This is a genomic window from Synechococcus sp. BA-124 BA4, assembly GCF_034931165.1.
In genome coordinates, this window is the sequence record NZ_JAYGIA010000025.1 from 1 (window position 1) to 22,963 (window position 22,963).

Consider the following 22,963-nt stretch of genomic DNA (forward strand, 5'->3'; position numbering starts at 1 on the left):
GGCCGAGGTGCTGCCCTCCCGAGGGCCGGGACGCCAGGTCGGGACCGCCGGCCGGGGGCTGCTGGCGGGCCACCAGGGCCACCGACAGGCAGATCAGCACCACCCCCACCCCCTGGGGCCAGCGGGGCCACTCGGCCAGGAACAGAGCCCCGCCCAGCAGCGACAGCGCCGGTCCACCCGCTTCGAGGGTGAGCGTCCGACGGGTCCCCAGCCGGCGCAGGGCCGCGAAGTAGAGGCTGTCACCCAGGGCGATGCCGAGCACACCGCTGGCCAGCAGCAGCAGCAGCGCAGGAAGCGGCACCAGCCAGCCCCCCAGCAGCAGCACCGGCACCTGAATCCCGACGGCCAGCAGGTTCTTGACCAGGTTGAGCTGGGCTGCGCTCAGGGAGGTGGGCAGACGGCGCCAGAGACTGCTGGAGACCGCCCAGCAGAGGGCTGCGGCCAGGGCCGCCACGACTCCCGTTGTGGCCACCGGGCTACGGCTGGGGTGAGGGAGTTGCGATCATCGCTGCAGCCGTGCTGTCCCCGTGAGCGTTCCGATCGCCGATGCCCTCAGTTTTTTCAGGCTCAGCTGCGGGCGCTGGCGCTCCCAGCGCACCAGCCACCACCTGCTGCACCGGCGCGCCGAGGCCGGCGGGTCAATGATCGAGGTCATGGAGGTGGAGGCCAGTGACCCGCGCCTCAGGGCGATCGCCGAGCTGCACGACCAGGACCCGGCGGGCCTGGTGGGGGGCTGCCAGGTGCGCTGGAGCGGCTCGATGGCCTGGGACAAAGCCGGCGAAGCCCATCAGGGGGAGTCGGTGTTCGGTCTGATCCCCACCGACTCCTCGGGACGCGAGGGACTGCTGTTGCGGGACCGCGGCTACGCGGAGACCGCACCTGTGGCGGGCCACTTCCGCATGGATGACCGGGATGGCCTGCTGCTGACGACGGCCTACGAAACGATGAGCAGCCTGGAGCGCTTCTGGTTTCCCAACACCAACCTGCGCCTGCGCACCAGCACCGTGGAAGGACTCTCCAACACCGCGTCGTTCTGCATGGAAAGCCGCTGCCCGCAGAACGGTGCTGACGGGGAGACCAGCGATTCAGGCGAAGGCGCCGCGGGCCTCGCCACCACCCCCCGCAGAACGCTGATCTCGGCCTTCGGCTGGTAGGGCGGTCTGACCCCGGCGGACGTGTCAAACGTTACGGACTGTGAGCCCTGCCGCCACGGGCGGGGTTCGATCGGGCCTGACTTCTACGATCCACAGCGACGGATGACGATGTTCGCGTGGCGATCCCGCTTCTGAAGTACGCACCCACCAGCCAGAACTCTCGAGTGAAGGCGTTTCGCGTGGGCTCCGACGAGGATCCGAAAGGCGTCTCGCTGGACAAGGCCTTTGATCGCAACGCCCAGAACGTGGTGATCGAAGCGGCCTACCGTCAGATCTTCTTCCACGCCTTCAAGGTCGACCGCGACACGATCCTGGAGTCGCAGCTGCGCGATGGCCAGATCACCGTGCGTGATTTCATCCGGGCCCTCTGCCTCTCGGATACCTTCACCCGCAGCTTCTACAACCTGAACAGCAACTACCGGGTGGCGCGTCACCTGGTGGAGAAACTGCTGGGCCGCCAGGTCTATGGCAAAGCCGAGGAGATCGCCTGGTCCGCGGTGATCATGACCAAGGGCGTGGCCGGCGCCGTCGATCAGATCCTCGACAGCGACGAGTATCTCGAGAATTTCGGCTACGACACCGTGCCTTACCACCGCAACCGGGTGGTGGGCTCCCGTGAAGTGGGAGAAACCCCCTTCAACATCACCTCGCCCCGCTACGAGGCCTACTACCGGGGCATCCTGGGCTTCCCCCAGATCGTCTACACCGGGACCGCCAAGTCGCTGCCCAAATGGGCGCGGCAACGCCGCGGTGGCTTCCCCGAGGACTACCTGCCCTGGGTGCGCTCCCTGCCTGCCCTGCGGACAGGTGCCGCGTCCTCGGGCAACACCGGCATGGACTACCTCTCCAAGGTTCCCTACCGCAGCGTCGGCCGCTGACACCAGCGGCTCTGCCCCAAGGTTTCCCTGAGAACGGCGGTTCACCCCGCCGTTTTTTTCATGGCCATCCAGCTGAGGCCCAGTCAGCTGTTGCTGACGGAGGGCGCCCGGAGGACTGAGATCGGCGGGTTTCATCGCAAACTGATCCCAAACGAAATCCGGAGAAACGGTGACTCAGGCTCTCTCGTCCTTGGCTCGCATGACCCTGCGTCAGCTCCGCCAGATCGCTAGTGACCTCGGCGTGAGCCTCTACAGCCGCAAATCCAAGGAGGAGTTGCTGAACGAAATCCACAGTGTCAAGGGCGAAGGAGAGTTCACCAGCTCCGAGCCATCCGCAGCACCCGGTTCCTCCTCTCCAAGCCTCGAGCGGCTGGAGGCCGGCTTCAGTCCGGCTCCGCGCCCGGAGGCCGAGACCAAGGTGGTGTTCCTGCCCCGGGACCCCCAGTGGGCCTACGTGTTCTGGGAGATCGCCGAAGCCGAGCGCACCAGGGCCATCGAGGCCGGAGCCGGCCAGCTCTGCCTTCGTGTCGCCGACGTGACCGGACTGCCCTCGGGCGCCGCTCACCCCCACACCCTCCAGGAGGTGCCCGTCGACAGCCATGCCACCGAGTGGTACCTGCCCGTACCCCTCAGTGACCGCGATTACCGCGTTGAACTGGGGTACCGCAAGCACGGTGGAGGCTGGCTCTCCATGGGCTTCTCGGCCGTGGCCCGGGTGCCTGCCCTGCATCCCAGCGAGCAGATCCTCGACCAGTTCGTGCCCTTCTCCCTGGAAGCGGCCCCCTCGGACATGACCGTGGCCACCGCCTATCCCCACAGCAACCCCAACCCGACCGGAGCGGACAGCGGCCTGCACGAGCGTCTCTACCAGACCGCCACGGTGCGCTGGAAGCATTTCGGCCGCGGTTCCGAAGCCTTCCACGAGCTCGAGGACTCCGACTCCGCTGCAGGCCGGCGCAGTCTTCATGATTCGGGCATCGGCCTCTGGGCCAGTGGTCGCAACGACTCGGGCATCGGTGGAGTGGCACCCCGCCAGCGTTCCTTCTGGCTCGTGGCCGACGCCGAGCTGATCGTCTACGGCGCCACCGATCCGGCCGCCAAACTCACCATCGGCGATGAAGAGGTGCCCCTCTCCCCCGATGGCACCTTCCGCGTGCAGGTGCCATTCCGCGACGGCCAGCAGCTCTATCCCATCCAGGCGGTGGCCGCCGATGGCGAGCAGAAACGCAGCATCACCCTGAAGTTCGAGCGCACCACCCCCGAAGACAACAGTAATCCATCCAGCCAGGCCGTGGCTGAGTGGTTCTGATGCGCACCTTCGTGGCCCTCACCCCGCTGGCCGGCACCCTCGCCCTGCCGTTCCTCGTGCCCATCCTGATGGTCAAAGTGGGCATCGGCACAGCCGTGGGCATGGCTGTGCTGGTGAGCACCCTCTGGTTCGTCCTGATGCTGCGCACCGCCGAGATGCCAGGTCACCACTGAGGTCAGTCCAACTCCCCCTCAGCGGGGAATGCTCAGGACAGCCGCCATGAGCTGTCCGTGAGTCCCCAGTCCACCGTCGATCCCTCCAGGCCAGCCACCCGGGCGTTCGCTCTCGTGGCTGGCCTGCTCGCTGTTGCCCTTGGCGGCTGCTCCGCCACCGCCCGCATCCTGGGCTCACCCCCGGCGGATCTGCCTCTGCCGGCGGGAGTGGAGGTGGCCTTCAACCAGCGCGCCGACCACCACTACAGGAGCCCGATCAGCGGCGAGCGTCGCAGGGGCGATGACCTTGAGCGGCTGGTGCTCGACACGATCGAACGGGCCCAGAGCGAGATTGTCGTGGCCGTGCAGGAGCTGTCCCTGCCCCGGGTGGCCGAAGCCCTGGTGACGCGGAAGCGCCAGGGAGTGCGCGTGCGGGTGATCCTCGAGAACACCTACAGCACCCCCTTCAGTGAACAGCTGCCCGCAGGGCTGAGCTCCCACCAGCTCGGACGCTACCGCCAGCTGCTGGCCCTGGCCGACACCGACCACGACGGACGCCTGAGCGGCGGCGAACGCGACCGAGGCGATGCCGTCCGCATCCTGCAGCGCGGTGGCATCCCCCTGATCGACGACACAGCCGATGGCAGCGCGGGCAGTGGCCTGATGCACCACAAGTTCATGGTGGTGGACCAGCGCTGGGTGGTGACCGGCTCCGCCAACTTCACGCCCTCCTGCATCCACGGCGATCCCGACGACCGCCGCACCCTCGGCAACGTCAACCACCTGCTGCGCTTCGAGAGCCGGGAGCTCGCCGCGCTGTTCGGCGGCGAATTCAGCCGGATGTGGGGGGATGGTCCCGGCGGCCTGGCCGACAGCCGATTCGGCATCGCCAAGGAAGAGGGGCCCGTGCAGGCCGTGATGGTGGGACCCACCCGGGTCGAAGTGCTCTTCGCTCCCCATCGCCGCAAGGATCCCAGCCAGGGCCTGCGGCTGCTCGATCAACGCCTGGCCCTGACCCGGCGGCGGCTGGATCTGAGTCTGTTCGTCTTCTCCGCCCAGGGGCTGGCCGACCGGCTCGCCAAGCTGCGCCAGCGAGGCGTGGCGATCCGGCTCCTGGCGGATCCTGGCTTCGCCAGCCGCAGCTTCTCGGAGGTGCTCGATCTGCTGGGAGTCTCGATGCCGGATCGCTTCTGCAAACTGGAGCAGGGGAACAGCCCCTGGGCTCAGCCGATCGAGGGGGTGGGAACACCCCTCCTGGCTCGCGGCGACAAGCTGCACCACAAGTTCGCCGTGGTGGATGGCAGGACCGTGATCACGGGTTCGTTCAACTGGAGTCCGTCCGCCGCCCATGGCAACGACGAAACACTGATGATCGTGGAGTCGCCCCAGCTGGCGGCCCACTTCACCCGTGAGCAGGACCGCATGTGGCAGGGGGCGGAACTGGGGATCACGCCCCGGCTGCGGCGCAAGCTGGAGCGGATCCGCCAGACCTGTGGCCAGGGCACTCCGCGGGCCCTGGCCACTGCCACGCAGCAACCATGAGTTCAGACCCATCCCCCCAGGCCGTGGTGATCGTGGGGGCCGGACCGGCCGGCGCGTCCCTGGCGATGCTGCTGGCCGAGCGGGGGGTGCCGGTGACCCTGGTGGAAGCGGCGCGGGATTTTCAGCGCCAGTTCCGCGGCGAGGGGCTGATGCCCTCGGGCCTGGCGGCCCTGGAGGACATGGGCTGTGGCCCCCTGCTCGCCCGCCTGCCCCAGCGGCCTCTCAGCGCCTGGTCGTTCCAGCTGCATGGCCGGGACCTGTTCCGCGTCGAGGAACCCCTGGAGGGAGATCGGCCCTGCACGCTGATCTCCCAGCCGGCGCTGCTCGACGCCCTGCTGGAGCGGGCCAGCCGAGCCAGCGGCTTCCAGTGGAGGCCGGGGCAGGCGGTGGTCGATCTGATGGAAGCCGGGGGCCGCATCGCCGGGGTGGTGCTCAGCGACGGCAGTCGGCTTGAGGCCTCCCTGGTGGTAGCCACCGACGGCCGTTCCTCGCTGGTGCGGCAACGATCGGGCCTGGAGCTGGAGCGCCGCAGCAGCCCCATCGATCTGCTCTGGTTCCACCTACCCAGCCACCCTCGCTTCGAGAGCGACAACGTCTTCACCATGCTGCTGGGGGAGGACGGCAGCGCCTGCAGCCTCTTCCATGGCGCCCTGCCAGGGGAACTGCAGCTGGGCTGGGTGCTCAGCCCCGGCGAGCGGATCGAGCGCAGCCCCGAGGACTGGGGCGAAGCCTTTGCGGCGATGGCCCCCGGCTGGCTGGCCGATCACCTGCGCCAGGTGGCCCCAGCGATCAGCGCGCCGCTGAAGCTCTCGGTGCAGGTGGGTTGCTGCCGCCACTGGCACCGCCCCGGTCTGCTGCTGCTGGGCGATGCCGCCCACCCGATGAGCCCGATCCGGGCGCAGGGGATCAACATGGCCCTGCGTGACGCGATCGTGGCTACCAACCACCTGCTGGCGCCCCTGTCGGCGGGAGACACCGCCGCCATCGACAGGAGCCTGGGGCAGATCCAGGCTCAGCGCTGGCCGGAGATCCGCAGGGCCCAGGCTCTGCAGCAGCAGGAGGCTCGCCAGGCCCAGCTGCTGCGTCGATCACCCCTGCTGCGCCGCGGCCTGGTGCTGCTGGCTCCTTGGCTGGGGGAGCGGATCGGACACTCCTGGCAGCTGCGCCAGAGGCCCCTGCGGCAGGGCCTGGCCCCGATTCGGCTCTCGGTCTGAGCCGCCGCCATGATGGGGGAAGTTGCTGCAGCGCATCGATGGTCCGATCAAGCCTTGCCGTCACGCTGCTGAGCGCCGCGATGCTCACTGCGCCCGGCCTGGCCATGGGGCCGGCCCGGGCCAACGACAGCTTCGCCATCTACCCCAGTACCGAGACGCTGCGCCAGGTTCAACTGGCTGCCCTCGACTGCGGCAGGGAGAACACCGCCGCCACCTGCGACCGGGCCCGCAAGCTGGCCGATCCCCTGATGGATCACCCTCTGCTCTCGGGCTTCTGCAAGGACGCCCTCTGGGCCGTGGTCCAGATTGCCGTGACCGACACGAGCAACAGCCTGAACCGGCGTGACGGCATCGATGCCGCCGCTGGGAAGGTGGTCAGCAGCTGCCGGCCGGTGAGCAAACCTGTGGCCAACAAGGACGGATCAGGCGGTCCAGGCGGGCCTGGTGCAACAGGCGGTGGTGCTCCAGGCGGCTCAGGCGGAAGTCGCCCCTCAGGCTTCGGTTTCGGATCGGTCGGCCGCTGAGGGGTGGTCGCGGCCCGGTGGTGGCCGCCCTCAGCTCAGGGAGTTGTGGCCACGGGAGTATCCGAGAGCTTCAGCAACTCCCTGGAGGTGCGCTCCATGAACTCCATTGACCAGCCGGTGGACACCACCGCCCGGTTGGCCAGATCACAGAGGGGGGAGCGATCACCCTGGGCCTCACAGCTGGAAGAAAGACTGAGCAGCGCATTGGTGAGCTTGCCGGTGAGGCAGCTCGTGGTGCCGGATTTCTCGAGAACGGCCGTGGCTGCCGCCCGGCTCACGCTGATGGCCTCGGGCAACGGCTTGGCCGGTGCAGCGCCCATCACTCCAGCCTGAGCCGAGTTGACGGACAGAGCGACCAGCGCCAGCAACAGCCCCTGGATCCGACTCGACTGGGCGGAGGGGAAGGCCATCGGCTTGGGGAATCATCCACTTTACCCAGGCTAGCCAGGAGCCCCCGACGTGTCAGAGGGTGCCTGACTGCAGGGCTAGCGTGGCACCACCCCAGGTTGGCATCCATGACCAGCAGCGCCTCTTCCGATGCTCCCGCCGCTGCCACGGACGTCTCTTCATCACCATCGGTTCGTGAGGTGCTCCTGGGGGCCCCCTTCACCGACCAGAAACCCGGCACTTCCGGCCTGCGCAAGAGCAGCCGTCAGTTCGAGCAGCCCCACTATCTGGAGAGCTTCGTGGAGGCGGTCTTCCGGGTGATGCCCGGGGTGGCGGGGGGCACACTGATCCTTGGCGGCGACGGCCGCTACGGCAACCGCCGGGCCATCGATGTGATCTCCCGCATGGCCGCCGCCCACGGCGTGGCCCGGCTGATCACCACCACCGGCGGGATTCTCTCCACCCCCGCCGCCTCGAACCTGATCCGGAAGCACCGGGCCATTGGCGGCATCATTCTCTCCGCCAGCCACAACCCCGGCGGCCCCGAGGGAGATTTCGGCGTCAAGGTGAATGGTGCCAACGGCGGGCCGGCCCCCGAATCGATCACCGATGCCATCTACACCGCCACCACCCAGCTGGAGAGCTACCGGATCGTTGACGGCGAGACGCCTTCCCTGGAGGGGCCGGGAACTTACGCCCTGGGCGGCCTGCGCATCGAGGTGATCGACGGGGTCGACGACTACGTGGCCCTGCTTCAGGGCCTGTTCGACTTCGACGCGATCAGCGCCATGCTGCGGGGCGACTTCCCGATCGCCTTCGATGCGATGCATGCCGTCACCGGCCCCTACGCCATCCGCCTGCTGGAGGGGCTGCTGGGGGCCCCGGCCGGCACGGTGCGCAACGGCACACCTCTGGAGGATTTCGGCGGCGGTCACCCCGACCCCAACCTCACCTATGCCCATGAGCTGGCCGAGCTGCTGCTCGATGGCGACATCTACCGCTTCGGGGCCGCCTGCGACGGCGACGGCGACCGCAACATGATCCTGGGCCAGCGCTGCTTCGTGAACCCCAGCGACAGCCTGGCGGTGCTCACCGCCAATGCCACCCTGGCACCCGGCTACGCCGGCGGCCTCTCCGGGGTGGCCCGCTCGATGCCCACCAGCGCCGCGGTGGACGTGGTGGCCAGGGAACTGGCCATTCCCTGCTTCGAAACCCCCACGGGCTGGAAGTTCTTCGGCAACCTGCTCGATGCCGGCCGGATCACCCTCTGCGGTGAGGAGAGCTTCGGCACCGGCAGTGACCACATCCGCGAGAAGGACGGTCTCTGGGCGGTGCTGTTCTGGCTGCAGATCCTGGCCACACGCCGCTGTTCGGTGGCGGAGGTGATGGCCGGCCACTGGAGCCGCTTCGGCCGCCACTACTACTCCCGCCACGACTACGAAGCGATCGCCAGCGACAGGGCCCATGGGCTCTACGACCGCCTGAAGGGCCTGCTGCCCTCCCTGGTGGGGACCGGCTTCGCCGGCCGCAGCATCGCCACCGCCGACGACTTCAGCTACACCGACCCGGTGGATGGCTCCCTCACCAGCGGCCAGGGTCTGCGCCTGCTGCTGGATGACGGCAGCCGGGTCGTGTTCCGACTCTCCGGCACCGGCACCCAGGGGGCCACCCTGCGCCTCTATCTCGAGAGTTACGTGGGGTCGGGCGGCAACCTCGATCAGGATCCCCAGCAGGCCCTCGCCGATCTGATCACCGCCGCCGACCAGCTCGCCGAGATCCGCAGCCGCACGGGCATGGAGCGACCCACGGTGATCACCTGAGCAGTCGCCCCTTCCTCGCTCGCTCAGTCGCTCCGCTCATCGAGAGGGGCACCGGGCTCACCGTGGCGGGTGAGGCTGATCTGACGCAGGCTCTCTCCCCAGACGCCGCAGAACGCTGCCATCCCCGCCACAGCCACCCAGAAGCGAGGATGAATCGGTGGCAGCAATTCACCGGGCGTTCGCGACACCCGGTGGGCCAAAATCAGCAGCACCAATGCTGCAGCCAGATTGATCACCCCGGCCAGAACGATGCGACGCCGATCGATCCGCAACTGGCGCCTCGGTTGATAGCCGGCGGGCCTGGGGAGGGGCATCTCAGCTGGACGGACCCGCCGGCAGCACAGGTTCGGTCTCCTGACTGGCGGGGAACCAGGCCGCCTCAGCCTGCTTCATCAGCACATAGAACGAGGGCACCACGAACAGACTCAGCCCGGTGGCCACCAGCAACCCGCCGAAGATCACGGCCCCCAGCGACTGCTGACTGAGGGCACCGGCACCACTGGCCACCAGCAGGGGGAAGAAACCGGCCAGGGCGGCCATCGCCGTCATCAGGATCGGGCGCAGCCGTGAGCAGGCTGCCGCCATCGCCGCTTCCGCCGCCGTCATGCCCTGCTCCATGCGCTGGTTGGCCAGATCCACGATCAGGATGCCGTTCTTGGCCGCCAGGCCGATCAGGGTCACCAGGCCCACCTGGGCATATACGTTGTTCACCTGGCCGCGCAGCACCAGGAACATCAGCGCCCCGAGCATGGCCAGAGGCACGGTCATCAGAATGATCAGTGGATCGATGTAACTTCCGTACTGGGCAGAAAGCACCAGGTACACCACCACGATCCCCAGGGCGAACACCAGAATCGCCAGGGCTCCGGCCTGCACCTCCGAGCGGGTCAGTGCCGACCAGGCCGAGCCGATGTTGGCAAAGTTGAAGCGACGAAATACCTCGGAAATGGTGTCAATCGCCTGGCCACTGCTCCTTCCGGCGGCCTCCACCCCCTGGATCAGCACCGTGCGGTAAAGGTCGAAGTGGCTGATGATCGGCGGAGCGCTGTCCAGCCGGACCTTCACCACATTCGAGAGCGGCACCAGCTGGCCAGCACGGTTGCTGATGTTGAGGTTGTTCAGATCCTGGATCATGCCGCGATGGCTGGCATCCGCCTGGACAACCACCTGCCGGTACTGCTGTTGCTCGTAGGTCTGATTGACGAAGCTGCCGCCGGTGAGGGTGCCCAGAGCCTCCATCGCGGCGCTGTAATCGATGTCGAGCGAGGCCATCCGGTCGCGGTCCACGTCAAGCCGCCAGACCGGGGCATCACTCACGAACTGGGTGTAGAGGTTTCCGAAGATGCCGGTGGTCCGGGCCTTGCCGATCAGTTCCCGCGCCAGGCCGGACAGCTCGGTGGGGCTGTAGCCGCCATTGCTGAGGTCGTTGAACTGGAAGGAAAGCCCCCCCTGGGCGCCGAAGCCCGGCACGGCGGCCGGCGCCTGGGCCAGCACGATCGCGCCGGGGATCTCAGCGAAGGCCTTGTTCATGCGCTTGATGATCGCGGCGGCGGACTGCTCAGGCCTGGTGCGCTCCTCGATGGGCTTGAGGCCGAAAAAGAAGATGCCCTGATTGAGCGAGCCGCCGTTGAAGCCGGCTCCACCCACCATCTCCCCAGACACCACATCGGTTTCCTTGGCAATCACCTTCCGGGCCTGATCCGCCACCTCCATGGTGGCCTCGATCGAAGCCTGGGCCGGTAACTGAATGATGCCCAGCCCGTAGCCCTGGTCTTCGGTGGGCACGAAGCCGGTGGGGATCAGCACAAAGGAGATGCCGGTGACCACAACACCGGCCAGCAGTCCCCCCAGCACCAGCCGCCGCAGGCTGATCACCTGCTGGAGCAGAGCCGCGTAGGAGCGGGCCAGCTGTTCGAATCCCCTGTTGAAGGCCTCGAAGATCGGCATCAGGAAGGAGCCCACCACCGCTCCGGCCACTCCGAGGATCAACGCGAGGAGCCAGCCGCCGGCCAGGGTGCCGTAGAGGGCTCCGAGGGCTCCGCCGATGGCGGTCCAGCGCCAGCCGCGGGGCTCGGTTTTGCCACCACCGAGCAGGAGGGCCGACTGCAGAGGCTTGCCGGTGATCGCGTTGAAGGTGGACACCAGGATCGAGAACACGATCGTGAGCGCGAACTGGCGATAGATCACCCCTGTGGCGCCGGGGAAGAAGGCCACGGGCACGAACACCGCCAGCAGCACCAACGCGGTGGCGAGGATGGCGCCAGTGAGCTCCTTCATGGCGTTGGAGGCAGCCACGAACGGAGGATCTCCTGCCTCGATCCGGGCCGAGACAGCCTCCACCACCACGATCGCGTCGTCCACCACCAGGCCCGTGGCCAGGATGATTCCGAGCAGGGTGAGCTCATTGATCGAGAAGCCGAAGGCCTTCACGAACACCATCGCTCCAAGCAGCGCGATCGGCAGGGCCAGGGCAGGCACGGCTGTGGCCTTCCAGTCCTGCAGGAACAGAAAAATGATCAGCAGCACCAGCACCACCGCATCGCGCAGGGCATCGAGGGCTCCTTCGATCGATGCATTGATGAAGTCGGTCTGGTCGAACACCTTCTCCAGAACCACACCCGGCGGCAGGGTGTTGCGGAACTGGCTGAGCACCTGATCGACCGCTTTGGCCGTGGAGATGGCGTTGCTGCCCGGCAGCTGGATCACGCCGAAGCCGACGGAAGGGTGGCCGCTGATGGCGTTCACGGCCGCCTGATTGAAATTCTGAAACGCGTACTCAGCCCGGCCGACATCTCCTAGCCGAATCAGTCCACCATCTGGACTTTTTGCCAGGATGAGTTGCTCAAACTCTGCAACTGTTTCAAGATTACCATTAACCAGGATTGGGAATGTACTACGATTATTGGGCAGAGATGGGGGACCGCCGATACTGCCAGCGATCACCACCACATTCTGCGACTTCAGCGCATTCATCACATCAGTGATGGAAAGGTTGAAGCGAGAAAGCCTCAGTGGGTCCACCCAGAGCCTGAAGGCTGGATCGCTGGCCCCGAAGATGTTCACCTGCCCGACTCCATCCGCACGGGTGAGCGGATAGACCAAATTGAGCTGCACCAGACCGTTCAGATAGTTGCGATCGAACTGACCTTCACTGGAGGTGATATTATAAACAAGCAGATAACTGCCTGAAGTCTGCTGAACCGTCACACCCTGGGCATTCACCTGGGGGGGCAGCTGGGGAGTGGCCGTCTGCACCCGGTTGAGCACATTCACCTGATCGATATCAGGATTGGTGCCAGCCTTAAAATAGACATTGATCTGACTGCTGCCCTCTCCGGTGCTGGTGGACGTGATGTAGTCCATCCCCGGTGCGCCATTGATCTGCTCCTCGAGCGGGCCGGTCACGGCACTCTCCACCGTGAGTGCATCGGCGCCCGGCAGGCTGGCGTTCACCTGAATCGTGGGCGGGGCGATGTTGGGGAGGTTTTCAATCGGCAGCAGAGGCAGGCTGATCACCCCCGCCAGCAAGATCAGCACGCTGCACACCGTGCTGAGCACGGGGCGGCGAATGAAGGTATCCGACAGGCTCATGGACGAGTCTGGGGAAGCGGGGCGCCGGTGGCCCTGCGTACCGCCAGGCCACTGCGCAACTGGGCCAGATTGCCGAGGATCACTGCATCGCTCGTCTGCAGTCCGGCTTCAACCGGGTAGACACCCGCCTGAAGCGTTCCCAGGGTCACAGGAACCTGCACAGCCACCAGGGAACCGGCCGGCGGCGGCGGCTCGATCTCCCGGCCCAGGCGCTGGCGGGCCTCCTGGGGGGTCAGGGCCAGGAACACAAACGTCTTGCCGGCCTGCAGCAGCACCGCCTGGGCTGGGATGGCCAGGGACGTGGCCTGATCGAACACGAGGGTGGCATTCACCCGCTGGTTGTTGCGCAGGGAGCCCTGTGCATTGGCGAAGGTGGCCTTGACCAGCAGGGTCTGGCGTTCCTTGTCAAGCGAGGGCGCGACGAAACTCACGGCGCCCCTGGCCACCAGCTCGGAGCGCCCAGGCACCCGCAGCAGCACCGGCAGACCCTGGCGCACCCGGTAGGCGTCTTCGCCGGCCACATCGAGGCGCACCCACAGGATCGAGTTGTCGATCACACTGGTGACCACGCCGCCGGCGCGCACCACGTCGCCGAGCTTGGCGTTGATGCTGCCGACCTGACCGGGTATCGGCGCCAGCACGTTCTTGTAGCCCAGAGTGGCCTGGGTGGAACGCAGCTGGTCGCGACTCTGGAGGGCCTGGGTGATGTAGAAGTCACGCTCCTTGGTGGAGACCGCTCCCTGATCATTCAGGAAGATGTAACGCTCGGCGTTGAGCACATCCTTGCGGGCTTCCGAGGCTGCGGCACTGGTGGAGGCCTGCTGCTGCACCTGATCCAGCCGGAACAGCACTTGCCCGGGCTTGACACGCTGACCTTCCTGCATCGGCATCGCCACGATGCGCCCGTCGATTTCGGCGGCGAGCTTCACCTCGCGGATGGCCTCGAGGGTGCTCTGATACTCAGCGGAATCCTCGAACAGCTGGGAACGCGGTGAAACCAGCTTCACCGCAGGCGGTGGAGGGGCCGCTGGTTCAGTCCGACCGCAGCCTGCCTGGGACCCCAGAACAGCAAGCGTGGTGATCGCCAGGAGGCTCAGGCGGGGCCGCAAGAGGCTGGTCACAAGATGCGCCAAGGCTGACGCAGCTCGGACTCTCTGTCCATGGCCGCGGCTGAATCCGTTGAGAGGAGAACACCCGTCACGGCCGTTCCCGAGGGTGGCCTCCGCGCAAGACGGGTTTGCGGTAAGCAGGATCCGGATTGGTGACCTGCAGCTGACGCACCGTTTCGATCGCCATGCCCGCCAGGGTGCCGAAGGCACCCAGGAGCAGCCGGAACCAGAACACGGCATAGGAGCTCACTGTCACGGTCGTGTTGGTCACGATCGCCTGCAGGAACAGGCTGACGGCCAGGCCGAACAGAGCTCCGACCACACCGGTGATCACGATGCGGCGTCCGTTCAGGGGCTCCGGTGCACTGGCCATCAGGAGGAGGGGGAGGTGACGGCGGGGGGCGGTGTCTGGTCCGTGCCGGACGCACCTAACTGTTTCATCACCACATAGAACACCGGAACCACAAACAGCGAGAGCACCGTGGCCACCATCAGGCCTCCGAACACGACCGTGCCGAGGGACGCCTGGCTGCGGGCGCCGGCCCCACTGGCGAGAACAAGGGGAAGAAAGCCGAACAGGGAGGAGATCGCCGTCATCAGGATCGGCCGGAGGCGGGATTCAGCCGCCTCCTTCGCCGCCTGATAGGGAGTGGCTCCCTCGGCCATGCGCTGATTGGCCAGATCGACGATCAGAATCCCGTTCTTGGCGGCCAGGCCGATCAGCATCACCAGCCCCACCTGGGCATAGATGTTGAGCACTTCGCCCCTCGCTGCCAGAAAGGCCAGAGCACCGAGCATGGCGGTGGGCACCGTCATCAGAATGATCAACGGATCGCTGTAGCTCTCGTACTGAGCGGCAAGCACCAGATACACCACGAGAATGCCGAAAGCGAAGATCACAATGGCCAGGGCGCCGGCCTTCACCTCCTCCCTCGAGAGGCCGGTCCAGTCGAAACTCAGACCATTGGTGCCCAGCTGGGCAAAGGCATCGGTCATGCCCTTGATCGCCTGACCTGAGCTGCGGCCTGGCGCTGGGGATCCTTCCACCTTGATGGAGCGGAACAGGTTGAAATGGGGGATCACGGATGGACCGGAGGCAGGTTCCACCGTGAACACCTCGGCCAGGGGGATCGGCTCACCGAGGCGATTGTTCACGAACAGCGACTTGAGTTGCTGCGGCGTTGCCCTGAAGGCAGCATCCGACTGCACATAGACCCGTCGGATCTTGCCCTCCTGAAAGGTGTCGTTGATGAAAGCTCCACCGAAGTAGAAACTGAACGTCTGCATCGCCTGCCCGTAATCCACATTCAGGGCCGCGAGCTGATCGCGGTTCACATTCACTTTCAGCTGAGGAGATTCTGGCGAAAACTGCGTGAACACCCTGCTAAAAATACCTGTGGGCAGGGCTTTGCCAATCAGCTGATTTGCATTGGCAAAGAATTCGGGAAGACTGAGTGCTCCGCCACTCTGATCCAGCATCTGGAACTCGAATCCACCAGACGTTCCATAGCCGGGGATGGCCGGTGGTTCCACCACAAAGATCCTGGCTCCATCAATAACGGAGAGCTTGCGGTTCAGACGTTCCACAATCTGGTCCATGAATTGATCAGGGTTGGGGCGATCATCCCAGTTCTTGGTGCCGAAGAAGAACAGGCCCTTATTGGGTGCGTTGCCATCCAGACCGAATCCACTGATGATCACAGCGGTACCGATGTCGGGCTCACTGCGCAGAATCTCGGCAACCTTGGTATTGATCTTGCGCGTGTTCTGCTCGGAGACGCCATCCGGGGCCTGCACAAAACCGATCGCATAACCCTGATCCTCGATCGGCACGAAGCCTGAGGGGATCGAGGTGAAAGCCACGCCCGTGAGCACCACTCCGCCCACCAGCACCCCCATGATCAGTCCTCGATGGCTGAGTACCCAGGCCAGGGCTTTCTTGTACCCCCCCTCACCGGCCGCATAGAGGCGATTGAAACGGCTGAAGATGGGGCCCAGAAAGGCTCCGACCAGTAGCCCGATCAGCGCGAAAAGACCCACAGCCAGGGGACGGGAGACATCACCCAGCACCAGGCCCAGGACAGCTGCCGCCACCGTCACAGGCAGGCGCAAGGGCAGCCGGGTGATCAGTCCGAGCAGGTAGCCCAGCAGCAGGCCGCCGACCACCCAGCCCAGCACCACCAGCACACCGCCACCGCTCACCAGCAGCCCGTAGACAAAGCCGATCGAGGTGCCCGCAATGGCGTAGGTGCGACGATTCGGCGGATCACCCTCACGGGCGAGCAGAAGGGCCGAGAGCATCGGCGAGAAAGTGAGAGCATTGAAGGTGGAGATGGCCACCGAGAAGATGATCGTGGCGGCAAACTGCTGATAGATCGTTCCTGTGGCGCCGGGGAAGAACAGCACTGGCATGAACACAGCGAAGAGCACCAGCGACGTGGCGATCACGGCACCGAACAACTCGTTCATCGTGCTCATGGCTGCTTCCAGGGCGGTCATCCCCTGAGATTTCTTTGTGGAGGTGTCCTCGATCACAGTGATTGCATCATCGACCACCAGACCCGTTGCCAGCACCAGACCAAACAGGGTGAGCTGGTTGAGTGAGAAGCCTGCCACTTTCACGAACAGGAAGGTGCCCACCAGAGCCACGGGTATGGCGATGCCAGGCACGAGCGTGGCTTTCCAGTTCTGCAGAAACAGAAACAGGATCAGCACCACAAGCACCACAGCATCACGGAGGGAGTTGGTCACTCCCTGAATCGACGCATTGATGAAATCAGTATTGTCATAAATCTGCTCGATCTTGATGCCAGGGGGCATCGTGAGACTGAACTCGTCGAGCACCTTCTTGACACCCCGAGACACCTCAAGAGCATTGCTTCCGCTCAACTGGTACACCAGCAGACCCACTGACGGAACAGCCCTGATGTCGGTGGCGTTCGCGTCGTAGGTTTCAGCGCCAAGCTCGACTCGACCCACATCCCTGAGCCGCACCAGCCCACCATCGTCAGTGCTGCGCAGAATCAGGTTGGAGAACTCCTCGACGCTGCGCAAGCGCCCTTGCAATTGCACGGTGAAGGTGAACTGCTGACCTTCAGGGGAGGGCTCGCCGCCCACTCGACCAGCCGGCACGAGGCGGCTCTGACTACGCAGAGCGTTCACCACATCGGAGGAGCTGAGCTTGTTGGTAGCCAGACGATCAGGGTCGAGCCAGAGGCGGAACGCAAGCTGACGGTTGCCGGCATAGACGATGCTGCCGACACCCTTCACCCGCTTGATCCGGTCGGTGAGATTTTGATCCAGCAGACCGCTGATGAATTCCGTGCTGTAAGGATTATTGACATCTTCGCTTACAAAGTTATAAACTAAAAGGGTTGAATTTGATGCCTTGTTTACCACTACACCAGACTGCCTGACTTCTTCAGGCAACTGCGGCTGGGCGAGGGCGACCCTGTTCTGAACATTCACCTGATTGATGTCACCGTCGGTGCCACTGGCGAAAGACACCGTGATCGCACTGCTGCCATCGGCGGAGCTGGAGGACGTGATGAAGTCCATGTTCTCCACCCCGTTGATCTGCTGCTCCAGCACATTGGTGACACCCTCCTCCACCGAGATCGCATCGGCGCCGTTGTATCGGGAGTTCACCGTCACCGTGGGCGGGGCGATGTCGGGCAGGTTTTCAATCGGCAGAAGAGGAATCGCGATCAGCCCACCGATGACGAGCAGCAGGCTGCAGACCGTGGTCAGAACCGGCCGGGTGATGAAATTGTCGGAAGCGGACATCTGGCTGCAGCTCCTACTGCGCCGTCACGAGAGTGCCGTGACGCAAGGTGAGCAGATTGGTCGTGATCACCCGTTCACCGGGTGTCACCCCACGCAGGACCGCATAGCGGTTGTTCTGCAGGGGTCCGAGTTGCACCGGGCGCTGCAGGGCAAAGCTGCTCCCCGGCGGCAACTGGCGCAACTGATCCAGGGAGGCCTTGCCCGGATTCTTCTCCAGATCCTGCAGGCTGCCGAGGGCGAACACGAAGCTCTGGCCAGCCGTCTGGGTGACAGCGGCGAAGGGCACCGACGGCAGATCAGCGGCATCGAGCTGGACCCGGGTGCGCAAGCGCAGGCCCGTGCGAAGTGCTCCGGTGGGATTGTCGAATTCGGCCTTCACCAGCAGGGCCTGGGTACCGGCATTCACGACCGGATCCACGGAGCTGACCACGCCCCGGGCCAGCACCTTCGGAGACTGAGGCTCCTGCAGGGTGACCGGCAGGCCGGGCCGCACCCGGGCGGTGAGCACGCCGGGAACGTCGATGCGGGCGGTGAGGCGGTCGTTGCGCACCACCTTGGTGAAGGGATCGCCGGAACGGATCACATCACCGACCTTCACCTGCAGATCGCTGATCACCCCATCCGTGGGGGAACGCAGGTCGCGGAAGGCCAGATCGGCCTCCCTGGCCCGCAGGGCCTCCCTCGACTGCACGAACTGGGCGCGGAACTGGTCGCGCTGAAGGGCACTGGCAGCCCCCTGGCGCACCAGAAACTCGAAGCGTTTGTAGTTGAGCTCGTCCTTCTCCAGCTGCGCGCGCAGACTGGCCACATCGGCACGCACCTGCACCTGATCGAGCACCAACAGCAGCTGGCCCTGACGCACCACATCCCCCTGACGCACCAGCAGGCGCTCGATGCGGCCGCCGGCCTGGGCCGCCAGTTGCACCACGCTCAGAGCCTCAAGGGTGCTGATCGTGTCGACGTCATCGCTGAAGCGGGCCAGGGCGACCGGTTCGGTCTTGACCTGAACCTGTCTGGGCGGCGGCTTGGGGGGATCGCCGCAGCCACTGAGACCAGCCGCCAGCAGACCGATTGCGGCCGGGATCACCAGACAGGAACGCTTCACGCACGGTGACAAGAGTTGCCCGATTCTGCAGGCCCGTGCCTCCTGCTGCAGGTCCTGAGGGTTGATCCCAGGATTGTCCTCATCCCGCCACGCGCGTCTTGAGCGATCTGTTCAGCCATCAGGGGGAGATCAACCGCCGGGCTCTCGCCCCCCTGGCCGATCGTCTGCGCCCCCGCAGCCTCGAGGAATTCGTGGGTCAGGAGGAGATCCTCGGCCCCGGGAGGCTGCTGCGACGGGCGATCCACGCCGATCGGGTGGGCAACCTGATCCTGCACGGGCCGCCGGGGGTGGGCAAGACCACCCTGGCGCGCATCATCGCCAGCAGCACCCGTGCCCATTTCACCAGCCTCAACGCGGTGCTGGCTGGGGTCAAGGACCTGCGGGTGGAGGTGGAGGCGGCACGCCAGCGGCTGGAGCGCCACGGACTGCGCACCCTGCTGTTCATCGATGAGGTGCACCGCTTCAACGTGGCCCAGCAGGACGCCCTGCTGCCCTGGGTGGAGAACGGCACCGTGACCCTGATCGGCGCCACCACCGAGAACCCCTTCTTCGAGGTGAACAAGGCCCTGGTGAGCCGCTCGCGGCTGTTCCGCCTGCAGCCGCTCGAACCCCGTGATCTGCGGGTGCTGCTGGAGCGCGCCCTCGCCGACGTGGAGCGCGGCTATGGCGGCCGGCCGGTGGAGCTGACCTCCGAGGCCGCCGATCACCTGCTGGATGTGGCCGGCGGTGACGCCCGCAGCCTGCTCAACGCCCTGGAACTGGCCGTGGAGAGCAGTTCCGCCGATGCCAGCGGGGTGATCCGGATCGACCTGGAGATCGCCGAGCAATCGATCCAGCAGCGGGCCGTGCTCTACGACAAGCAGGGGGATGCCCATTTCGACACGATCAGCGCCTTCATCAAGTCGCTGCGGGGGTCCGACCCCGACGCCGCCCTGTTCTGGCTGGCGCGGATGGTCGAGGCCGGTGAGAATCCGCGCTTCATTTTCCGGCGCATGCTGATCTCCGCCGGGGAAGACATCGGTCTGGCCGATCCCCAGGCGATCGTGGTGGTGGAGGCCTGTGCAGCCGCCTTCGAGCGGGTGGGTCTGCCGGAGGGGCTCTACCCCCTGGCCCAGGCCGCCGTCTACCTGGCCGGCGCCGAGAAGAGCAACAGCCTGCTCGGATTCTTCGATGCCCTCAGGAGCGTGCGGGCCACCAACCGCCAGGAGGTACCCTCCCATCTGCGTGACGCCAACCGCGATGGAGCGGCCTTCGGCGATGGTGTGGGCTACCGCTACCCGCACGCCTACGCCGAGCACTGGGTGGCTCAGACCTACCTCCCGGCCGCCCTGCAGGGGGAAGTGTTCTGGTTGCCGGGTCACCTCGGCTGGGAGGGTGCCCTGCAGAGCCGGCTGCAGCGGCGGCGTGCCGCCCAGCTGGCCGCAGCCGCCGAGAGCACAGCCGACTCAGGCCCCCTGCTCAGCAGCGGTCCCGATGACGCGGAACTGGAGCGCTGGCTGCAGCGCCAGGCCGCGGCGGAGGGGGAGCGGCTTGATCAGCTGCGCCAGCGCTTCTGGCAGGGGGCCGGCTGGCGGCGGCAGGACCGGACGCTGATCCTGGGGGCCCGATCCCTGCTCTGGGCCCTGGATCCTCTGGAGAGCTGCCCGGAGGGCGGGGTGGTAATCAGCGTGGACAGCGCAGCGGATCAGGAGCGACTGCAGGCCCAGAGTCAGCTGCTCGACAGCCTGCGCAGCCCCCGGCTCCTGCTGCTGGATCCCACCAGGCCCGGGAGCCTGAGCGAAGTGCTCGAACCCGGCGAGCGCTTCGAGTGGCTGGTGGGCCGCTCGCCCTTCCAGGGACTCGCACCGGAGCTGTGGCAGCGGTGGCTGGAGGAGCTGGTGCGACTGGCCAGCCCCGGGGCGCAGTGGCGCCTGCTGCTGAGCGGCCCGTTGCTGGGTCCCGCCGGGGCACTGGCCGAACGGCTGGCCAGGCCAGGCGTCACGAAGGCTGGCCAGGATGACAGGACCCTGCCTGAGCTGCTGCGACGCGTCAGCCTCGAAGAGGGCGCCTGGCTGACGGCGCAGCCGACTCCTGCCGAGCTGACGGGAGCCCTGGAAGCCATGAACTGGCAGGTGGAACAGGAGAGCTGGCAGGAGTCACTGACCCTGGAGCTGAGTGAGACCGCCTACCAGCGCTGGTTCAGCCCCGGTGCGGCCTACCGAATCCGGCTGGAAACCGTGTTGAACCCCGTTGAGATCGCCACGGTGGAGGCTGGGTTCCGCGGTCAGCTCCGAGGGCCGCTTCCCCAGCGCCTGCTCCACCATCGCCTGATCGCCCACCGCAGATGATCCCGGCGGGTTGAGCCAGCCGGGGCGCACCCATGAAAAAACCCCGGCATGGCCGGGGCTGGATCGGAACGCTTCTGGCCGGAACCAGGATCCTGAGATCACCAGAGACCGCGAATGGGCTCAGGCTGGAAGGTGGGGGCGGGAGCGGGAGCGGTGCGCACTTCAGCCACGGGGTCCATCATCTGGTTGGCCTGGATGCAGGCCGGCAGGAAGACGTACCAGGAGAGCAGGGAGGTGCACTGAGCTTCGCCCTGGCACTTGCCTTCGGCGCAGATGTTCTGCTTGCCGTCGTAGGTGCCGCAGGTGTCAGCCAGGCGGAAGTCGGTGGGCAGGGCGGCCATGATGCCGGCCGAGGAGATGGATCCATCAGCGGCGTCAGCGATGATCGCGCCACGCAGGCCCTGAACGGCGTAGGTCGACATCGACCAGTAGGGGAAGTAGCTGCGGGTCTGGTTCTTGAGGAACTTGACGCCGGCGTCGGAATAGAGGAAGCGGGTCACACCCACCACATCGACGCTGTAGGTCTTGGCCAGACCGGTGCGCAGTTCGCTCGCGGTCCAACCGGAGCGGGAGATCCCGCCGGCGAGACCACGGTCGGTCACATCACCGGTTTCGATGAATGTTTTGAAGGCATCCAGGTTGGTGGACCACACGGCACCACCGGTGTTCCAGCGAACGGGAAGATCGTTGTCAACAGCAGCCGAGGCAGGCAGGGCTGTGACTGAGAAAGCGGCTCCTGCAAGGAGGCCAGCGGCAAGACGCTTCAGCACGGGAAGGCGAAGGAACATCTCTTTCAACCTAGACAGCTGAGTTGCACTTGCCAACAACTTGAAAGTGAATCCAGACAGACTTTGGGCTGGCCCACTCCATGGCCCCCTCAGCGGGTCGGCCGAAGGGTCCTGGGGCTCGTGAGCGAGCGCCATCCCGGCGGGCAACCGAGGCGGTCGGACTGATAAGGGAAGGCTCCCGGCGTTCCCTCGCCGCGACAGACCACCCCCCGCGGCACACTTTCGATGGCCTCCACCCGAGCCACATAGGTCTCCTTGCCCGTCCGGGGGGTGAGCCTGAGCTGGGCACTCTGGTCCTCCACCTTCAGTTCAGCCCTCATGTCCTGGGGAGCTTCGATGCCCAGGACATCGAGGTAACCGCTGAAGCCACCCCAGAAGTAACGGGTGATCTGGGCCCCCACGAAACGGTTGAGCAGCAGGGCCGCCTGCTGACGCTGATCCAGCAGGGCCTCCTGGGCTTCGAGATCGGCCAGGACAACAGCCGCCGAGGCCCCCGGGCGGCTGGCCAGGGGCGGCTGCAGGCTGAGCTGGACCAGACCGGCGACGCCGATCAGCGACAGGAGAGTGGAGAGGCCGAGGCGAAGGGCGAGGGCCATCGGGCTTCGGGAGGTCGACTGACCCTACCGGCGACCTAGGGTCAACCCTGGCAATCGTCGAACCATGACGCTGCAGATCGGAGATCCGGCCCCCGCCTTCACCCTTCCCGACCAGAACGGCACACCCGTGTCACTGGCCGACCTGCGGGGAACGCGTGTCGTTCTTTATTTTTATCCCAAGGACGACACCCCCGGCTGCACCAAGGAAGCCTGCGGGTTCCGTGATCAGTGGGCCAGCTTCGAGCAGCACGGCATCAAGGTGCTGGGCATCAGCAAGGACGAGGCCGGCAGCCACACCAAGTTCATCGCGAAGTACCAGCTGCCGTTCACCCTGCTCACTGATCCCGAGCCCTGTGAGGTGGCCGCGGCCTACGACAGCTATGGCCTGAAGAAATTCATGGGTCGTGAGTACATGGGGATGATGCGCCACACCTTCGTGATCGACCCCGAAGGGAAGCTGGAGCTCATCTACTGGAAGGTCAAGGCTGAGGAGATGGCTCAGCAGATCCTCTCGGATCTGGGCCTGAGCTGAGGGCCACCAGCGCCTCCAGCACCAGCTCCGGTGCCGGTTCGAAGGGCACCTCCTGCGCCCGCAGCAACGGGGCCAGCGCCGGGGCGTCGCCGCCGGTGAGCCAGAGCGCGGCAGGCTCCACGGACTGCAGGTCGCGCCAGGCCTGGGCC

General features: G+C 66.0%; 20 protein-coding genes and 1 pseudogene. 10 read left to right on the forward strand and 11 right to left on the reverse strand.

The window, feature by feature from the left end; translation table 11 throughout:
- The coding region (locus VB734_RS03835) for an EamA family transporter (RefSeq protein ID WP_323242953.1) at nucleotides 1-472 on the reverse strand (472 nt) is incomplete at its 3' end.
- 55 nt (nucleotides 473-527) lie between these two features.
- On the opposite strand from VB734_RS03835, the gene VB734_RS03840 reads away from it, so the two are divergent.
- The 7 genes from VB734_RS03840 to VB734_RS03870 all read left to right on the forward strand — a co-directional run bounded on the left by VB734_RS03840 (nucleotide 528) and on the right by VB734_RS03870 (nucleotide 6,773).
- A complete protein-coding gene (locus VB734_RS03840; protein ID WP_197165962.1) occupies nucleotides 528-1,154 on the forward strand; it encodes a phycobiliprotein lyase in 627 nt (208 codons plus the stop codon).
- 116 nt (nucleotides 1,155-1,270) lie between these two features.
- On the forward strand, nucleotides 1,271-2,032 hold the full coding sequence (locus VB734_RS03845; RefSeq protein WP_197165964.1) for a phycobilisome rod-core linker polypeptide: 762 nt from the start codon (nucleotides 1,271-1,273) through the stop codon (nucleotides 2,030-2,032).
- A gap of 199 nt (nucleotides 2,033-2,231) precedes the next feature.
- Nucleotides 2,232-3,341, forward strand: coding sequence for a DUF4912 domain-containing protein (locus tag VB734_RS03850; RefSeq protein ID WP_197165966.1), 1,110 nt, complete (start codon nucleotides 2,232-2,234; stop codon nucleotides 3,339-3,341).
- Complete coding sequence (locus VB734_RS03855; RefSeq protein ID WP_197165968.1) at nucleotides 3,341-3,514, forward strand: hypothetical protein; 174 nt, start codon at nucleotides 3,341-3,343, stop codon at nucleotides 3,512-3,514. The genes VB734_RS03850 and VB734_RS03855 overlap by 1 nt, the downstream gene beginning before the upstream one ends.
- A gap of 57 nt (nucleotides 3,515-3,571) precedes the next feature.
- Complete coding sequence (locus tag VB734_RS03860; protein ID WP_322781923.1) at nucleotides 3,572-5,035, forward strand: phospholipase D-like domain-containing protein; 1,464 nt, start codon at nucleotides 3,572-3,574, stop codon at nucleotides 5,033-5,035.
- Nucleotides 5,032-6,249, forward strand: a complete 1,218-nt coding sequence (locus tag VB734_RS03865) for an FAD-dependent oxidoreductase (RefSeq protein WP_322781924.1) — start codon at nucleotides 5,032-5,034, stop codon at nucleotides 6,247-6,249. The genes VB734_RS03860 and VB734_RS03865 overlap by 4 nt, the downstream gene beginning before the upstream one ends.
- Nucleotides 6,250-6,287: 38 nt before the next feature.
- Nucleotides 6,288-6,773 carry a hypothetical protein gene (locus VB734_RS03870; protein ID WP_322781925.1) on the forward strand — a complete coding sequence of 162 codons (486 nt, stop codon included), beginning with the start codon at nucleotides 6,288-6,290 and terminating at the stop codon, nucleotides 6,771-6,773.
- A 35-nt stretch (nucleotides 6,774-6,808) separates the two neighbouring features.
- Here VB734_RS03870 and VB734_RS03875 read toward each other — a convergent pair whose 3' ends face one another.
- Nucleotides 6,809-7,183, reverse strand: a complete 375-nt coding sequence (locus VB734_RS03875) for a hypothetical protein (RefSeq protein WP_322781926.1) — start codon at nucleotides 7,181-7,183, stop codon at nucleotides 6,809-6,811.
- A gap of 105 nt (nucleotides 7,184-7,288) precedes the next feature.
- Between VB734_RS03875 and VB734_RS03880 the strand changes: the two genes are divergently transcribed.
- Nucleotides 7,289-8,980, forward strand: coding sequence for an alpha-D-glucose phosphate-specific phosphoglucomutase (locus VB734_RS03880; protein WP_322781927.1), 1,692 nt, complete (start codon nucleotides 7,289-7,291; stop codon nucleotides 8,978-8,980).
- 23 nt (nucleotides 8,981-9,003) lie between these two features.
- On the opposite strand, the gene VB734_RS03885 is transcribed toward VB734_RS03880, so the two are convergent.
- From VB734_RS03885 to VB734_RS03910, 6 genes are all read right to left on the reverse strand, one after another.
- Nucleotides 9,004-9,294, reverse strand: a complete 291-nt coding sequence (locus tag VB734_RS03885) for a hypothetical protein (RefSeq protein ID WP_322781928.1) — start codon at nucleotides 9,292-9,294, stop codon at nucleotides 9,004-9,006.
- A 1-nt stretch (nucleotide 9,295) separates the two neighbouring features.
- A complete protein-coding gene (locus tag VB734_RS03890) occupies nucleotides 9,296-12,571 on the reverse strand; it encodes an efflux RND transporter permease subunit (RefSeq protein WP_322781929.1) in 3,276 nt (1,091 codons plus the stop codon).
- Nucleotides 12,568-13,578, reverse strand: coding sequence for an efflux RND transporter periplasmic adaptor subunit (locus VB734_RS03895; protein ID WP_322781930.1), 1,011 nt, complete (start codon nucleotides 13,576-13,578; stop codon nucleotides 12,568-12,570). The genes VB734_RS03890 and VB734_RS03895 overlap by 4 nt, the downstream gene beginning before the upstream one ends.
- Nucleotides 13,579-13,768: 190 nt before the next feature.
- Entirely contained in the window at nucleotides 13,769-14,053 is a 285-nt protein-coding gene (locus VB734_RS03900) for a hypothetical protein (RefSeq protein ID WP_197165982.1), read from the reverse strand.
- Complete coding sequence (locus VB734_RS03905) at nucleotides 14,053-17,466, reverse strand: efflux RND transporter permease subunit (protein WP_322781931.1); 3,414 nt, start codon at nucleotides 17,464-17,466, stop codon at nucleotides 14,053-14,055. Before VB734_RS03905 ends, VB734_RS03900 begins: the two co-directional genes overlap by 1 nt.
- A gap of 13 nt (nucleotides 17,467-17,479) precedes the next feature.
- A complete protein-coding gene (locus VB734_RS03910; protein WP_322781932.1) occupies nucleotides 17,480-18,571 on the reverse strand; it encodes an efflux RND transporter periplasmic adaptor subunit in 1,092 nt (363 codons plus the stop codon).
- 98 nt (nucleotides 18,572-18,669) lie between these two features.
- On the opposite strand from VB734_RS03910, the gene VB734_RS03915 reads away from it, so the two are divergent.
- Nucleotides 18,670-20,898, forward strand: coding sequence for an AAA family ATPase (locus tag VB734_RS03915; RefSeq protein ID WP_322781933.1), 2,229 nt, complete (start codon nucleotides 18,670-18,672; stop codon nucleotides 20,896-20,898).
- A 98-nt stretch (nucleotides 20,899-20,996) separates the two neighbouring features.
- Here the strand turns inward: VB734_RS03915 and VB734_RS03920 are convergent, their stop codons facing one another.
- Both VB734_RS03920 and VB734_RS03925 read right to left on the reverse strand, forming a co-directional pair.
- Nucleotides 20,997-21,686, reverse strand: a complete 690-nt coding sequence (locus tag VB734_RS03920) for an alpha/beta hydrolase (RefSeq protein ID WP_322781934.1) — start codon at nucleotides 21,684-21,686, stop codon at nucleotides 20,997-20,999.
- A gap of 89 nt (nucleotides 21,687-21,775) precedes the next feature.
- The gene (locus VB734_RS03925) at nucleotides 21,776-22,282 is read right to left on the reverse strand and encodes a hypothetical protein (protein WP_322781935.1); all 507 of its coding nucleotides are present in this window, start codon (nucleotides 22,280-22,282) and stop codon (nucleotides 21,776-21,778) included.
- Between the two features lie 64 nt (nucleotides 22,283-22,346).
- On the opposite strand from VB734_RS03925, the gene bcp reads away from it, so the two are divergent.
- Nucleotides 22,347-22,814, forward strand: a complete 468-nt coding sequence (gene bcp / locus VB734_RS03930; RefSeq protein ID WP_197165999.1) for a thioredoxin-dependent thiol peroxidase — start codon at nucleotides 22,347-22,349, stop codon at nucleotides 22,812-22,814.
- On the opposite strand, the pseudogene VB734_RS03935 reads toward bcp, so the two are convergent.
- Nucleotides 22,762-22,963, reverse strand: a pseudogene (locus VB734_RS03935) (type III pantothenate kinase); the annotation flags it as partial. The gene bcp and the pseudogene VB734_RS03935 sit on opposite strands and share 53 nt — an antisense overlap.

Excerpts from the sequence above, each read along its gene's own strand:
- VB734_RS03875 (WP_322781926.1), bottom strand. The coding sequence starts at position 7,183 with ATGGCCTTCCCCTCCGCCCAGTCGAGTCGGATCCAGGGGCTGTTGCTG.
- VB734_RS03905 (WP_322781931.1), bottom strand. The coding sequence starts at position 17,466 with ATGTCCGCTTCCGACAATTTCATCACCCGGCCGGTTCTGACCACGGTC.
- VB734_RS03850 (WP_197165966.1), top strand. The coding sequence starts at position 2,232 with ATGACCCTGCGTCAGCTCCGCCAGATCGCTAGTGACCTCGGCGTGAGC.
- bcp (WP_197165999.1), top strand. The coding sequence starts at position 22,347 with ATGACGCTGCAGATCGGAGATCCGGCCCCCGCCTTCACCCTTCCCGAC.
- VB734_RS03920 (WP_322781934.1), bottom strand. The coding sequence starts at position 21,686 with ATGTTCCTTCGCCTTCCCGTGCTGAAGCGTCTTGCCGCTGGCCTCCTT.
- VB734_RS03890 (WP_322781929.1), bottom strand. The coding sequence starts at position 12,571 with ATGAGCCTGTCGGATACCTTCATTCGCCGCCCCGTGCTCAGCACGGTG.
- VB734_RS03880 (WP_322781927.1), top strand. The coding sequence starts at position 7,289 with ATGACCAGCAGCGCCTCTTCCGATGCTCCCGCCGCTGCCACGGACGTC.
- VB734_RS03885 (WP_322781928.1), bottom strand. The coding sequence starts at position 9,294 with ATGCCCCTCCCCAGGCCCGCCGGCTATCAACCGAGGCGCCAGTTGCGG.
- VB734_RS03900 (WP_197165982.1), bottom strand. The coding sequence starts at position 14,053 with ATGGCCAGTGCACCGGAGCCCCTGAACGGACGCCGCATCGTGATCACC.
- VB734_RS03855 (WP_197165968.1), top strand. The coding sequence starts at position 3,341 with ATGCGCACCTTCGTGGCCCTCACCCCGCTGGCCGGCACCCTCGCCCTG.
- VB734_RS03925 (WP_322781935.1), bottom strand. The coding sequence starts at position 22,282 with ATGGCCCTCGCCCTTCGCCTCGGCCTCTCCACTCTCCTGTCGCTGATC.
- VB734_RS03865 (WP_322781924.1), top strand. The coding sequence starts at position 5,032 with ATGAGTTCAGACCCATCCCCCCAGGCCGTGGTGATCGTGGGGGCCGGA.
- VB734_RS03870 (WP_322781925.1), top strand. The coding sequence starts at position 6,288 with ATGGTCCGATCAAGCCTTGCCGTCACGCTGCTGAGCGCCGCGATGCTC.